We start from the raw sequence: 13,947 nt of genomic DNA on the forward strand, positions 1-13,947 counted from the left end.
TGATAGTCGGGATGCATGGAAGACCCATCACTCTGGATATACGCGGCCCTGATAGCAGTGGCTTTTGTCGCTGGCGCTATAGATGCTATCGCTGGCGGGGGTGGTTTGTTAGTTTTACCTGCATTGCTGTTAGCAGGCATTCCACCGTTGGAAGCTTTGGCAACCAACAAAATCCAAGGATTGTTCGGGACTGGATCAGCAACACTGACGTTTGCGCGTAAAGGTCTGTTAGACTTAAAAACAGAGTTCCCCTATGCTATCGCGTGTTTCATTGGATCTGTTATTGGCGCAATTTTGGCAACACGACTGCCAACGGAATTTCTGCGGATGATGATGCCCATCGTATTAATCGCAATCGCAATTTACTTCTTATTCCAGAAAAACCTGTCCGATGAAGATCGAAAATCCTATGTGTCACCCTTTTTGATGGGCTTTATGGTTTTACCAATGGTTGGGTTTTATGACGGCATCTTTGGCCCAGGCGCTGGCAGTTTCTATATGCTCGCATTGGTGTCTTTGGGGGGTTTTGGAATTTTAAAGGCAACTGCGCGGACAAAATTTATGAACTTTGCTTCCAACGTAGGCGGTGCTGTTAGTTTTGCAATCGCTGGCGCTGTCATATGGCCCATTGGTCTGGCGATGGCCTTTGGGCAAGTTCTGGGTGCCAATATCGGTGCAAAACTTGCGATTAATAATGGCGCCAAACTGATCCGCCCCTTGTTGGTTGTAATGTGTATCGCTTTAGCAATTAAACTGCTGGTGCAATAGCCTCGCGCTCTTTTAATGGCTTTTCCCAAATCGGCAAATGCACGATGGCAGAGAATGCACCAACGCCTACACCAACCCACCAAACAGTCGTGTAGCTGCCGTATATGTCATACAAGCGACCACCTAGCCAAACGCCAAGAAATGACCCTAACTGGTGGCTAAAGAACACGATGCCGTAAAGCGTGCCCATATAGCGCAATCCGTAAATGTATCCGACGAGCCCTGATGTTAAGGGTACAGATGCCAGCCATAAAAAACCCATTGAGGATGCAAATAATAGAACTGTAAACGGCGTCATGGGGAACATGATGAACAATGCGCCAATGATTGTTCGCAGTGTATAAATACCTGCAAGAAGGTATTTTTTACTGTAGCTGTGTCCAAGTTTACCCGCCAAGATTGTACCCGCGATATTAGCGGCACCGATCACAGCGATGGACATAGCCCCCAATGCAGATGTGGTTTTCACACCCATGCTGGCCAACAAACCATCTTGGGCAATTGGGCCGCACATTTCAGTCACGAAGGCAGGAAAATGCGCCGTGATGAATGCCAGCTGGAACCCACAGGAAAAGAAACCAAGAAAGATCAATGTGAATGATGGGTCTTTGAACGCTTTTGCTAAGATTTCACTCAGCGTTTCATCCAACTCTGCTTTGCTTTGCGAAACTGGGGAACGCAGGAAAGGCAATAACATGAGCGAGGCAAGGATTGCTGCGGCGAATATAATAAACACCCAACTCCAGTTCATATATCCCAATAAAAGCTCTGCAATCGGAGGCCCAACAATTTGGCCAGCAGATCCAAATGCTGTGGCAACACCCAATGCCATTGACCTGTTTTCATCAGACGCCGCGCGTCCGACTATGGCAAGGATCACGCCAAAGCCAGTACCCGCAATACCAAACCCAACAAGAACCTCATAAAACTGATGTTCACCTGTCGTTGTAGCAAAACTGGATAGGATCAACCCCAATGCATAAACAGCAGCACCTAATATGATCGCTTTGCGGTCACCGAATTTTTCGGCAAAGGCACCAAAAATTGGCTGGCCAATACCCCATGCAAGGTTTTGGATTGCGATTGCTAATGAAAACTCTGATCTTAACCATCCAAATTCTTCTGCAATCGGGATTTGGAAAACACCAAAACTCGCCCGAATAGCAAAGCATATCATCAAGATCAAAGAACTGGCAATCAGGACGGGCGTGAATAATGGTGTTTTTGACTGGGTCATCGTATTCTCCGTTGTCGGATACTGCTTAAATTGCTATGTCTCGTCAAAGAGAATATCTGTATGGAAGACGAATAATAGTGATGTCACCTATCACAGAATATGAACGCCGTGTTGCTGATGGCGAACTTACATACGATCCTAATCAACGTGGGGCGTTAGAATTATTGGATGAGCTTCATAAGAGTTTAGCATCTTACAGGCCTCCAAAGATGGGGTTTTTAACCTCTTTTTTTGCTGGAAACCGCCGTGCGCCTAAAGGGCAATATATCTATGGTGGCGTTGGGCGCGGTAAATCAATGTTGATGGATATGTTTTATGACTTATCTCCAACGACTGCAAAAAGGCGCGTGCATTTTCATGCATTCATGCAAGAAGTTCATGAACATATGCATGAAGTACGCAAAACAGGCGTAGAAGATGCGTTAAAACCCGTAGCGCAAAAAATCATAAATGAAACAGATTTACTGTGTTTTGACGAAATGCAAATCACCGACATTACCGATGCTATGATTGTCGGGCGATTGTTCGAGGCCTTATTTGCAGCGGGTGTTGTGATTGTAACTACATCGAACCGCCATCCAAATGAACTTTATAAAAACGGTTTAAACCGCTCTTTGTTTTTGCCCTTTATCCAGATAATTTCTGAGCGTTTGAATGTATACTGCTTGGATAGTCAAACAGACCATCGCCAAGATCGTTTAACAGATCAACAACTGTATTTTTATCCGTTAGACGAGGCCAGTAAATTCGCAATAGATCATTTATGGCAGGACTTGTCTGATGGTACATCCGATGCTTTGGTCATCAAACGCAAGGGGCGCGATGTGATCGTTCCTGAATTTAGTAGCGGCGTTGGCAAAGCATCCTTCAAAGACCTTTGCGCAATCCCATTAGGTCCAGGGGATTATTTAGAAATCGCAAAAAGTGTACGCGTAATCATCATCACAGACGTTCCAAAATTAAGCAGAGATAACAGCAACGAAGCCAAACGTTTTGTGACATTAATAGATGCTCTTTATGAGGGCGGAACAAAACTAATTATCTCCGCCGATGCTGACCCAGAAAACCTGTATGTTGATGGCACGGGTGCATTTGAATTCGAACGTACCGCCAGCCGTTTACGCGAAATGCAATCTGCGGATTGGGCAAACGCTTAGCGCACGCGCTTGCGCAATTCTTTCAAGAATACTTGATCCGCTTTGCTGTTAGGCTGTTGCCCCCAAGATGCTTGGATTGCATTCACAGCATCCAACGTCTTTGGACCGATGATGCCATCAGGCTCACCCACATCGTATCCAGCACTATTCAACAATTCTTGCACAGCCAGCTTTTCTGCCAGTTTCAATGCACCAGGACCACGTGGCCATTCTTTGACGAACTCACCTTGCCCTTTGATTTTACCCGCCAGATGACCAACGCCCATCGCATAAGAATTGGCGTTGTTATAACGCTTGATCACACCAAAGTTCTTAAACACGATAAATGCAGGTCCATCAGACCCCGCAGGAAGAAATACCGATCCTTTGCCGTGGTTCGGAATTTTGTTACCATTGATCGTACGCACACCCAATTCAGTCCAACGCGCAGGCGTGGCTTTTACCTTTAGACTTGCATTACCGTGATAGAAATCCTTGGGCAGTTTTACTTCAATGCCCCAAGGTTGGTTTTGCACCCAACCAGAACGTTTGAAATAGTTTGCTGTCGATGCCAACGCATCGGATGGGTCGTTTTCATCCCAAACATTGCGTTTGCCATCGCCATCAAAATCTTGGGCAAAGGCTTCGTAACTGGTTGGAATAAACTGCGTATGCCCCATTGCCCCCGCCCATGAACCGTTCATTCGGTTTGGTGTAATGTCGCCATTTTGAATGATTTTCAAAGCCTGTAAAAGTTGCTGACGGCCAAATTTTTCGCGACGACCATCATAAGCCAATGTTGCCAAAGCTTCGACAATATTAATGTTGCCCATATTGGCACCATAACCAGTTTCCATGCCCCAAACGGCCAAAACTACCTCTTTATCAACACCGTATTTACGTTCGATCTGACGCAAAACATTGCCATGTTTTTTCAGCGCGGCACGTCCGTTTTTCACGCGTTTTGGCGATGTTGCCGTATCTAGGTAATCCCAAATTTCACGTGAAAATTCTGCCTGTTTACGATCCAGACGCACCACACGTTCATTCAATTTTACACCGCGAAATGCGCGATCATAAACACGTGCAGAAACACCGTTTTTCAATGCTGTGCTGCGAAATTGTTTGACCCAGGCCTGAAAGCCCGCTTCGGTTTGGGCATGGGCTGTTTGCATCCCACCAAAGCTTAAAGCCAGAATAAGGGCTGCTGATAATAGTTTCATATGTATATCCCCTGCTCGAGATGAATTTATTATTATTTCCTCTGAGTGTAGCGCAACATTTTCAAAGTCCAAGCTTAAAAGCAGAGTTTTTCAATCACTATGCGGAGAGCCGCTTATGTTTTAACAATTTTCTGACTGTATCTGCTCTAGGCATTCGCGCAGCATGCCAACGCGCCTTGGTTTGAACGATGTATCGGTGAAATGCAGTTCTTTGATACGGTCCACACGAAACATTCTGTAATCTTTGCGTAACTGACAATAGGCCAACAGAACCAAGCTTTCATCCATGAATACAATTGATAGCGGCCAAATCGTACGCGTTGTGACTGCTTCTTTCTGATCCGAATAAAGCATATCCAAAACTTGCTCATCGCGTGTGGCTTTGCGTAGAGCGGCAATATCAATTTTGATCGGATGCAGTTTACGGAACTTCTTTGCGTATAAAACTGCGCTTTGTAGCTGTCGTTGCATATCTTTTGGCAAAGATGCATTCACTTTGGACAACACGTTTCGGGCAGCATCTGCCAACACAGGATCAGCAACTTGCTGGACTTCGCGTAATCCCAAAACCAATGCTTCGATCTCATCCTGATTGAACATCATTGGTGGCATGGCAGCATCTTCAACAACTGTAAATCCATACCCAGCGGCACCATCAATCACAGCGCCCGCAGCACGCAAATTATCAATGTAACGATAAATCGTTCGTTCAGACGCACCTAATTCCTGCGCCAATTGCGTTGCCGTCACAGGGGACGGCAATGTGCGCAGCAGTTGCATGAGTTCCAGTAATCGGTCACTTTTAGCCATATCAAATGTATAAATATCTCTACTGACAGTTTTTGTCAGTATTCTTTGTTAGACAACCGTTATTATTATTTTCAATGAGGTTATAATGTTAAAACTTACCATCTTCCCCGAAGGCTTTAACGAACCGTCTGGCAGTCCTTTTGCTGTTAAGGCTTTATGCTTGGTGGAAAACTCGGGCCAACCTTACGAGGTGATTGTCACTCCTGATCCGCGCAAAGCCCCCAAACAGAAATTGCCCGTTCTAGAGCATGGCGCAAATGTTATTCCAGACAGCGATCAAATTCGCGATTATTTGGAAAGCGCGTTTGATGTTGATTATGACAAAGGACTTTCGGATGAACAGCGTGCTGTTTCCCGCAGCATAATTCGCATGCTGGAAGAGCATCTGTATTTCGCGATCTATTCTGATCGTTGGCAAGATGATGGGAATTGGGCACTGACCAAAAGTATTTACTTCAACGATATGCCACCCGTCATCGGTGGGTTTATCACCAATCAAATCCGCAAAGGGGCTGTTGCACAGATTACGGGTCAAGGCATGGGGCGCCATTCACCAACAGAACAAGCAACGCGTGTTGAAAAAGACATTGCTGCGGTTGAAACCATTTTGGGGGATAAGCCGTTTTTATTTGGCGATACGCCAAGTGGCGCAGATTATACAGCCGTTCCATTTTTAGCAGCGGCAGCAGCATTTCCATCTGAAACCCCGATCACAACAGTCGTTCAATCGCGTCCAAATCTGATGGCCTATATCGCACGTGGTAAGGATACGTTTTACCCGAAATGATACCGCCAATCACTAACCCAATGGTGCAAGCTGCATATGATAAATTGCCCGCAGCATCCCAAAAGGGTGCCCTGATGTTACGTGATCTGATTTATCAAACAGCACATGAGTTGCCCGAAACCCCACCGTTGACAGAATGCCTGCGGTGGGGACAGCCATCATATATTACCCCTAAAGGCTCTACATTGCGTATAGGGGTTCCTAAATCTGGTGCCTTTGCACTTTATGCTCATTGCCAAAGCACAATAATTTCGCAGTTCGCACTGACTTTTGGGAATGAATATAAATTTGATGGCAATCGCGCCGTCATTTTTGACGGCATTGACGAAATAGATGCAAAGCAACTTAAATTACTCATCAAACACGCACTTACATATAAAATGAAACCTTAGCGTCTGCGTTTTAACACTCGTTTACGGCTTTTACCTTTGGCCGCTGGTTTACGGCTGCGCGAAAACTTCTTACCGCCCGTACCCTTGGGCATCGGTTTTCCGTCAAGTTCCAGCATTTCTAATGTCAGCCCACCTGTTACAGCCGTGGCATCCACGAGTGATACCTTACAAGGCATACCAACCGCAATGATCCGATTGCTTTCATCGCCCTTCAGCGTGCCATCACGCTCGTTATATCGCCAATATTCACGCCCCAAATGTGCCAGAGGAATAATCCCATCTGCACCTGTTTCCAGCAGTTTCACGAACAGGCCAAATTTGGCGATGCCAGATACACGTCCTTCGAATTCATTACCAACGCGTTCAGACAGGAACGCTGCCAAATATCGATCTGTCGTATCACGTTCTGCCAACATAGAGCGACGTTCTGTTTCAGAAATCCATTCGCCTGTTTGTGCCAATTCTTCGACATCATCAGCCGTTAAACCATCATCGCCCCAACCATGCGCGGTGATCAATGCACGGTGCACGATCAAATCCGCATAGCGGCGGATGGGGGATGTGAAATGGGCATAACGGCGCAGATTCAAACCAAAGTGACCCAAATTATCAGGCGCATAATACGCCTGCTTCATCGATCGCAGAACGGTCATGTTGATGACCTCTGCATCCTCTGAACCAGCTGCACCATCCAGCAATTTGTTCAAATGTTGCGTCTTAACACCCTGCCCTTTAGCAAGCTGTAATCCAGCGGAATCCGCCACTTCGCGGAGTGTTTCCAGCTTTTCTGGCGTTGGCTCTTCGTGGACGCGGTAAATCAGCGGTTGTTTTTTCGCTTCAAGCGTTTCTGCGGCACAAACATTCGCAGTGACCATAAACTCTTCAACCAATTTATGTGCATCAAAACGTTCTTTAAATGCCACGGACATCACTTTGCCCTCATCCGACAAAACAATCTGACGTTCTGGCAGATCAAGGTTCAATGGTTGTCGTAAATTACGAGCCTTCGTTGCTGAAGCATAGGCCGCAAACAAATCGTCAATCGCCTTTGCCAGCAGTTTAGTTGCTTCATCATAATCACCCTGTGAAGCTGCTTGCGCTTGTTCATAGGACAAGGATGCAGGTGACCGCATCAAACCACGGAAAAATTCATGCCCCAGCTTTTGCCCTTTGGAATCCAGAACGATACGAACGGCCATACATGCGCGGTCTACACCTTCGTGCAACGAACACAAATCACCCGACAACGCATCAGGCAACATCGGCACAACACGGTCTGGGAAATAACTGGAATTACCACGCTTACGCGCCTCTTTATCCAACTGTGATCCACCCTGCACATAATGCGCCACATCAGCGATAGCGACCCAAACAATATGCCCACCTGCATTCTTTGGGTCATCATCAGGGAGTGCGCAAATCGCATCATCGTGGTCACGGGCATCAGATGGATCGATTGTGAATAATGGCAAATCGCGCAGGTCTTTGCGTTGCCTCAGTTCAACAGGCTCTGCTGCTTCTGCCTCGGCAATCACCGCATCGGGAAAATCATCTGGGATGCCGTGTTGGTGGATGGCAATCAGCGACACCGCTTTTGGTGCCATCGGATCGCCCAATACATCTGTAATCCGCGCACTTGGCAATCCCATACGCGACTTTGGCCCTGTTTGTTCCGCCTCGACCAATTCACCATCTTTGGCATTGGCAGAGTTCTCTTTGCTGACAGTCCATTCGCTGGTCGATTTCTTATCCACGGGCACAATACGCCCACCTTCAGATCCCAATCGGTAAAGGCCAATAATCTTTTGCGGCCCACCTGCAAGGCGGCGGATAAGGCGGGCATCATAATCAATGTCAGGATCAGGGGACGGAGTTAGGCGACATAAAACACGGTCACCTTCTTTCAATGCTGGGTCACCTTTTTTCGCGACAAAATAAATCTTGGGTTCTGGATCATCGCTGTTCCATTCCATAGGAGCAGCCCATAGATCACCATCTTTGTCGGGCGATAACATCCGCAAAACCGACACAGGCGGTAATGCCCCAGCCGCGTCATAAGTCTTGCGCGTTTTGGTCAGATGACCTTCAGCAGTCAGTTCTTTTAAGATGCGTTTTAAGTCAATACGGGCAGCGCCTTTGATGCCAAAGGCCTTACCAATATCGCGTTTTGAGGTTTTGTCTGGATGATCCTGAATCCATTGCAGGATATCTTCTTTACTGGGCATTTTTTTCATGCCCCACCCATATCACGATTGCTGGTTTATACCATCTAAATCGCGAATGGTGTCCACATCTTGCAAGGTATCAATCATTGCAACACGCATATCGCCAAGGGTGGCAATTGTGTCTGATAAAGCATGTTCAGTTGACCAGCGCACATTTTCAAACATCTTAGATGGCACAGCATTCACGCCGTTTTTCAACCCAATCAACCAATAACCCCCATCAGGAGCTGGACCGAAAACAGCATCATGGTTGCCCAAGGCACGGAACGCTTTGTTGATCAGGTGTGGCGTTATATTGGGAATATCCGCGCCAACGATCACAATCGACCCTAGTGGCCCTTCACAAAATATCCGCCCCATTCGGTCACCCAAATCGCCCTGACCTTGTGCCCAGCGTGGTAAATCAGCAGGCCATATACGACTTTTCAATCCTTCAATATCTGGCGAAACCGCCAGTACCGTTTGCCACCTTGGATCATAACCCACTGCACGGATCAATTTACGCGTTTGATGGCGAAACCACCATGCGGCTGATGTCAGACCCAGATCACGCCCAAGCCGTGTTTTCACGCGGCCCGGATGGGGTTCCTTGACCATGATAAAAAGCGTTGGTTTTATAAAGGGCATGTCATGTCTTTATGTGGAATACCCGCATCATCATATTCAGCGCCATAAGCGGTGAACCCTAATCGTTCATAGAATCCAATAGCATGAGTTTGTGAACCAAGTTTTGCGGTTTTTATATTGGGTTGTTCACGCAAAACGTCTAGGCATTTTTGAATCAACTTCGCGCCCAGACCTGTACCGCGTTGGTCTTTTAAAACGCAAACGCGACCTATCTTTCCGACCGTATCAACCAATATGATCCGCGCGCTACCAACAGGCCGTTTATCCACAGTTGCAAGAATATGGATAGCTTCACTATCCAAATCATCTAGTTCTTCGTCCTCAGAAACATTTTGTTCCTCGATAAAGACCCTACGACGCAAGGCGCGACATGCTGCGATATCATCCGTTACGAAAACCTCAAGCGTCATGCAAAATAGTCCTGCAAGATTTTTGTATATATGGATTTCAGCTGTTCAATTTGAACAACCTCAACACGCTCATCCACCTGGTGCATTGTTTTTCCCACAAGGCCAAATTCAACAACAGGACAGTGACTTTTCACAAAGCGTGCATCAGATGTGCCGCCTGATGTGGACGCTTCTGGTGTAATGCCTGTTTCCGCTTTCACAGCTTTCGCGATCAAAGCAGATAGCTCACCGGGTGGTGTGACGAAACTCTCGCCAGACACCTGAACACGCATATCAATTTCTATACCTGTGCTTGCCGCAACCTTATCCGCTTCGGCACGCAACCATTCAGTAATTTTATCAGAGGTATGCACATCATTGAAACGGATGTTCACCGTAGATTTCGTTTCTGCAGGGATCACATTATTCGCAGGATTGCCTGTATCAATTGTTGTCACCGCTAAAGTGGAGGCATCAAAATGATCTGTGCCCTGATCCAACTCATGCGCGGCTAATCTCGCCATCAGTTGCGCCATTGCAGGGATCGGGTTTTTAGCGCGGTGCGGATAGGCCGAATGCCCCTGCACACCTTTGCATGTGAAATAAGCTGTCATCGATCCACGACGCCCGATTTTCATCATCTCGCCCATATTGTTAGGACATGTTGGTTCACCCACCAAACAATGATCGATACGTTCGTTATTGGCATCCATCCAATCGAGCAACGCAACCGTTCCGTCGGTTGCAACACCTTCTTCATCGCCCGTGATTGCCATGACGACTGAACCATCGGGCGGTGTATCTGTCACAAAATCAATCGCAGCTGCCGCAAATGCTGCAACACCAGATTTCATATCCGTGGCACCGCGCCCATACATGAAACCATCTTTGATCTCAGCCCCAAACGGATCAACCGTCCAAGCAGCGCGGTCACCCAAAGGCACCACATCCGTGTGACCGTTAAAGCCAAATGTACGCCCATTCGCCCCTGCACCCCAGCGGGCAAACAGGTTGGAAATACCGTTGCGATCCACGCGTGTGCAGGTAAAGCCAGCCTCTGATAAAAGTTTTTCAAGCAGCACCAATGCACCACCCTCTTCGGGTGTTACAGAAGGGCAGCGGATAAGGTCGGCTGTTAATGCGACGGGATCACTAGTCATGGTTTTTCCTTTGCTTATCCCCAGATAACTTTTTCAAAGGTATGCGGCAAGACTTAGAATGGGCAAGGTGCTGTGATGGTAAGCCATTCACCACCATCAGGATGACGCAGGCTTAGATCATAAGCATGAAGTTGTAAGCGTTCCGCTTTTGCGATCACGGCATCGGTTCCGTAAAACCTGTCACCCAAAATCGTATGACCAATCTTCAGCATGTGCACACGCAATTGATGGCTGCGCCCCGTTTCAGGCTTCAACTCTATGCGTGTTGCATCTGTTTCACGTTCTAGCACTGTCCAGTGCGTAATGGATGGTTTTCCCGTCTCATTGCAAACCTTTTGCAACGGACGATTTGGCCAATCAACAATCAGTGGCAGGTCAACAGTTCCCGTATCCTCGGCAATCACACCATCCACACGAGCGATATAAGTCTTTTTCAAATACCGCTTCGCGAATTGACCGCCAATGTGCTTTTGAGCATGAGGTGTGCGCCCAAAGATCATCACACCAGAGGTGTCCATATCCAAACGATGCACCAAAAGCGCATCGGGATAGGCCGCTTTCACACGCGTTTCCAAACAATCGCGGTGTTCTAAAGCTTTGCCAGGGACAGAGAGTAAACCAGAGGGTTTGTTGACCGCTAGGATTTGATCATCGATGTGCAAAACATCCAGATCATCCAAAGGTGGGTCGTATATAAAGGGCGGGTTTGCAGTCATACCCGCCCTTTACACGATTAATTAAACTTTAACACGCTCAGATGTTGGATCGTACATTGGTTTCATGGAAACTTCTGCTTTGACCTTTGTACCAGCAACGTCGATTTCATAAGTGGATGCCAAAACATCCGCCAATTTTTCGCCTTCGCTTGGAACATAACCCAAACCAACAGCACCGCCCAATGTGTGACCATAGTTACCTGATGTCAGATAGCTGACAACTTCGCCATCACGCAAGATTGGCTCAGCGTGGTACAATAGTGGCTCTGGGTCAGTCAGTTTGAACTGAAGCATACGGTTGTGTGGGCCGCTTTCTTTGCGTGCGATCACAGCTTCACGACCGATAAAGTCTGGCTTGTCCACTTTCACAGCAAAGCCGATACCTGCGTCAATCACGTGATCTTCACATGTGATGTCGTGACCAAAGTGACGGTAGCCTTTTTCGATACGCAGGCTGTCCATCATGTGCATACCGCATAATTTCAGATCAAGCTCTTTACCTGCATTATGCAATGTGTCGAACACATGACCCGCCATGTCAGAAGAGGCATAAACCTCCCAGCCAAGCTCACCTACGTATGTCACGCGGTGCACACGTGCCAGACCCATGCCAAGCTCAACTTCTTGGGCTGTACCGAATGGATTGTTCTCGTTTGAAAAATCACCAGATGAAACCATTTCCAACAACTTACGAGAGTTTGGACCCATAACAGCCAAAACAGCTTCGCCGTTTGTAACGTCTGTGATCATCACGTTGAAATCGCCTTTGTGACGTTCCATCCAAACTTGATCCGCTTGGCGTGTCGCTGCTGGTGTCACCACCAAGTAAGCTGTTTCAGTGATACGTGTGATTGTTACATCAGCCTCGATTCCACCACGAGAGTTTAGGAATTGAGAGTAAACGATTTTACCGACTGGTACGTCGTACTGACCACCTGCAACGTAATTCAAGAACTCAGTTGCTTGTGGACCTTCAACACGGATTTTACCGAATGAAGACATGTCATACATGCCAACGTTTTCGCGAACCGCTTTGTGTTCTGCGGCAACGTTGTCAAAGAAGTTTTGACGCTTCCATGAATATTCGTATTCCGCTTTTTGACCTTCATTAGCAATCCAGTTTGCACGTTCCCAACCTGCAAATTCACCCATAACCGCGCCATTGGCGATCATTTCGTGGTGAACTGGTGAGCGGCGAATGCCACGCGCAGTTTCTTTTTGCTTAAATGGGAAGTGATCTTTGTAAAGCAGACCCAGAGTTTCTGTTGAACGCTCTGCAAGATACTGTTTGTTGCTTTGGAACGGTTGCATACGTGCGATGTCAACATCACCCAAATCGAATGGCTTTTCACCAGTGTCCATCCATTCAGCCAATGCACTACCAGCGCCGCCCGCAGATTGGATGCCGATTGAGTTAAAGCCTGCTGCCACCCAGAAGTTGTCTAACTCTGGCGCAAGACCAAGGTGGTATGCGTCATCAGGTGTAAAGCTTTCAGGGCCGTTAAAGAATGTGTGAATGCCAGCTTCTGCCAACAATGGAACACGGTCACATGCCATCTCAAGAATAGGTTCGAAGTGGTCGAAATCTTCTGGCAACTGATCAAATTCAAAGTTGTCCGGAATGCCGTCAACCGCCCAAGGTTTTGCAACTGGTTCAAATGCACCCAGCAAAATCTTACCAGCGTCTTCTTTGTAGTATGCGTATTCATCAGGCACACGTAGAACAGGAAGCTGTTCCATGCCATCGATGTTTTCTGTCACGATATAGAAGTGTTCACATGCTTGAAGTGGTACACTTACGTCAGCCATTTTGCCAACTTCACGGCCCCACATACCGCCACAGTTTACGACCATGTCGCATTCGATGTGGCCTGTTGAACCGTCTTCTGCTGTCCAATCAACACCTGTTACTGTTTTACCGTCTTTAACGATGCCATCCACTTTGATGCGTTCTTTGATCAATGCACCGCGCTGACGTGCGCCTTTGGCCAATGCCAATGCGATGTTTGCTGGGTCGCCTTGGCCATCCAATGGCAGGTAAACGGCAGCTTTTACGCCTTCTAGGTTGATGTGTGGATACAGCTCTTGCACACGTTCGTTTGAAATCTCTTCGACTTCAACACCGAATGCACGTGCCATAGCAGCCTGACGGTAAATCTCTTCTTTACGCTCGTCTGTCAGCGCAACAGTGATCGAACCACAACGTTTAAAGCCAGTTGCAACGCCTGTTTCTTCTTCCAAAGTACCATAAAGTTCTTGGCTATATTTCGCCAACTTCGTCATGTTTTTTGTCGCGCGCAATTGCGCGATCAAACCAGCAGCATGCCATGTTGTACCAGAGGTCAACTGTTTACGCTCTAACAACACCACATCTTCCCAACCAAGCTTGGTCAGGTGATAAGCAACGGAACAGCCGATAACGCCACCACCAATGATGACAACGCGGGCTTTTTTAGGAAGATCTGACATCTTTGCGA

At 47.3% G+C, this 13,947-nt stretch carries 13 protein-coding genes; 4 read left to right on the forward strand and 9 right to left on the reverse strand.

Features of this window, described 5'->3' with window-relative positions:
• Nucleotides 1–15: 15 nt before the first annotated feature.
• The gene (locus tag F9L33_RS06820) at nucleotides 16–768 is read left to right on the forward strand and encodes a TSUP family transporter (protein WP_152142023.1); all 753 of its coding nucleotides are present in this window, start codon (nucleotides 16–18) and stop codon (nucleotides 766–768) included.
• Here the strand turns inward: F9L33_RS06820 and F9L33_RS06825 are convergent.
• Nucleotides 749–2,005, reverse strand: coding sequence for an MFS transporter (locus F9L33_RS06825; protein WP_152142024.1), 1,257 nt, complete (start codon nucleotides 2,003–2,005; stop codon nucleotides 749–751). The two genes, F9L33_RS06820 and F9L33_RS06825, sit on opposite strands and share 20 nt — an antisense overlap.
• Before the next feature lie 80 nt (nucleotides 2,006–2,085).
• Between F9L33_RS06825 and zapE the strand changes: the two genes are divergently transcribed.
• Nucleotides 2,086–3,162, forward strand: coding sequence for a cell division protein ZapE (gene zapE / locus F9L33_RS06830; RefSeq protein ID WP_152142025.1), 1,077 nt, complete (start codon nucleotides 2,086–2,088; stop codon nucleotides 3,160–3,162).
• Here zapE and F9L33_RS06835 read toward each other — a convergent pair.
• The gene (locus F9L33_RS06835) at nucleotides 3,159–4,364 is read right to left on the reverse strand and encodes a lytic murein transglycosylase (RefSeq protein ID WP_152142026.1); all 1,206 of its coding nucleotides are present in this window, start codon (nucleotides 4,362–4,364) and stop codon (nucleotides 3,159–3,161) included. The two genes, zapE and F9L33_RS06835, sit on opposite strands and share 4 nt — an antisense overlap.
• A 120-nt stretch (nucleotides 4,365–4,484) precedes the next feature.
• The gene (locus F9L33_RS06840) at nucleotides 4,485–5,174 is read right to left on the reverse strand and encodes a YafY family protein (protein WP_152142027.1); all 690 of its coding nucleotides are present in this window, start codon (nucleotides 5,172–5,174) and stop codon (nucleotides 4,485–4,487) included.
• An 85-nt stretch (nucleotides 5,175–5,259) separates the two neighbouring features.
• Here F9L33_RS06840 and F9L33_RS06845 point away from each other — a divergent pair, with 85 nt between their 5' ends.
• Nucleotides 5,260–5,961, forward strand: coding sequence for a glutathione S-transferase family protein (locus tag F9L33_RS06845; protein ID WP_152142028.1), 702 nt, complete (start codon nucleotides 5,260–5,262; stop codon nucleotides 5,959–5,961).
• Entirely contained in the window at nucleotides 5,958–6,353 is a 396-nt protein-coding gene (locus F9L33_RS06850; protein WP_152142029.1) for a DUF1801 domain-containing protein, read from the forward strand. The genes F9L33_RS06845 and F9L33_RS06850 overlap by 4 nt, the downstream gene beginning before the upstream one ends.
• Here F9L33_RS06850 and rnr read toward each other — a convergent pair.
• The 6 genes from rnr to F9L33_RS06880 are packed head-to-tail and all read right to left on the reverse strand — an operon-like array spanning nucleotide 6,350 to nucleotide 13,939.
• Nucleotides 6,350–8,587, reverse strand: coding sequence for a ribonuclease R (gene rnr, locus F9L33_RS06855; protein ID WP_152142030.1), 2,238 nt, complete (start codon nucleotides 8,585–8,587; stop codon nucleotides 6,350–6,352). The two genes, F9L33_RS06850 and rnr, sit on opposite strands and share 4 nt — an antisense overlap.
• A 12-nt stretch (nucleotides 8,588–8,599) precedes the next feature.
• Entirely contained in the window at nucleotides 8,600–9,196 is a 597-nt protein-coding gene (locus F9L33_RS06860; protein WP_152142505.1) for a TIGR04282 family arsenosugar biosynthesis glycosyltransferase, read from the reverse strand.
• On the reverse strand, nucleotides 9,193–9,615 hold the full coding sequence (locus F9L33_RS06865) for a GNAT family N-acetyltransferase (RefSeq protein WP_152142031.1): 423 nt from the start codon (nucleotides 9,613–9,615) through the stop codon (nucleotides 9,193–9,195). Before F9L33_RS06865 ends, F9L33_RS06860 begins: the two co-directional genes overlap by 4 nt.
• A complete protein-coding gene (gene dapE, locus F9L33_RS06870) occupies nucleotides 9,612–10,754 on the reverse strand; it encodes a succinyl-diaminopimelate desuccinylase (protein WP_152142032.1) in 1,143 nt (380 codons plus the stop codon). Before dapE ends, F9L33_RS06865 begins: the two co-directional genes overlap by 4 nt.
• A 53-nt stretch (nucleotides 10,755–10,807) precedes the next feature.
• The gene (locus F9L33_RS06875) at nucleotides 10,808–11,470 is read right to left on the reverse strand and encodes an RluA family pseudouridine synthase (protein ID WP_152142033.1); all 663 of its coding nucleotides are present in this window, start codon (nucleotides 11,468–11,470) and stop codon (nucleotides 10,808–10,810) included.
• Between the two features lie 21 nt (nucleotides 11,471–11,491).
• A complete protein-coding gene (locus F9L33_RS06880; protein WP_152142034.1) occupies nucleotides 11,492–13,939 on the reverse strand; it encodes an FAD-dependent oxidoreductase in 2,448 nt (815 codons plus the stop codon).
• Between the last annotated feature and the right edge of the window lie 8 nt (nucleotides 13,940–13,947).

The sequence above is a fragment of the Amylibacter sp. SFDW26 genome, assembly GCF_009184395.1.
Taxonomy (GTDB): domain Bacteria; phylum Pseudomonadota; class Alphaproteobacteria; order Rhodobacterales; family Rhodobacteraceae; genus Amylibacter.

What these genes read in the sequence shown, in the direction of transcription:
- F9L33_RS06820 (WP_152142023.1), top strand. Translation starts at nt 16, where the DNA reads ATGGAAGACCCATCACTCTGGATATACGCGGCCCTGATAGCAGTGGCT.
- F9L33_RS06825 (WP_152142024.1), bottom strand. Translation starts at nt 2,005, where the DNA reads ATGACCCAGTCAAAAACACCATTATTCACGCCCGTCCTGATTGCCAGT.
- zapE (WP_152142025.1), top strand. Translation starts at nt 2,086, where the DNA reads ATGTCACCTATCACAGAATATGAACGCCGTGTTGCTGATGGCGAACTT.
- F9L33_RS06835 (WP_152142026.1), bottom strand. Translation starts at nt 4,364, where the DNA reads ATGAAACTATTATCAGCAGCCCTTATTCTGGCTTTAAGCTTTGGTGGG.
- F9L33_RS06840 (WP_152142027.1), bottom strand. Translation starts at nt 5,174, where the DNA reads ATGGCTAAAAGTGACCGATTACTGGAACTCATGCAACTGCTGCGCACA.
- F9L33_RS06845 (WP_152142028.1), top strand. Translation starts at nt 5,260, where the DNA reads ATGTTAAAACTTACCATCTTCCCCGAAGGCTTTAACGAACCGTCTGGC.
- F9L33_RS06850 (WP_152142029.1), top strand. Translation starts at nt 5,958, where the DNA reads ATGATACCGCCAATCACTAACCCAATGGTGCAAGCTGCATATGATAAA.
- rnr (WP_152142030.1), bottom strand. Translation starts at nt 8,587, where the DNA reads ATGAAAAAAATGCCCAGTAAAGAAGATATCCTGCAATGGATTCAGGAT.
- F9L33_RS06865 (WP_152142031.1), bottom strand. Translation starts at nt 9,615, where the DNA reads ATGACGCTTGAGGTTTTCGTAACGGATGATATCGCAGCATGTCGCGCC.
- dapE (WP_152142032.1), bottom strand. Translation starts at nt 10,754, where the DNA reads ATGACTAGTGATCCCGTCGCATTAACAGCCGACCTTATCCGCTGCCCT.
- F9L33_RS06875 (WP_152142033.1), bottom strand. Translation starts at nt 11,470, where the DNA reads ATGACTGCAAACCCGCCCTTTATATACGACCCACCTTTGGATGATCTG.
- F9L33_RS06880 (WP_152142034.1), bottom strand. Translation starts at nt 13,939, where the DNA reads ATGTCAGATCTTCCTAAAAAAGCCCGCGTTGTCATCATTGGTGGTGGC.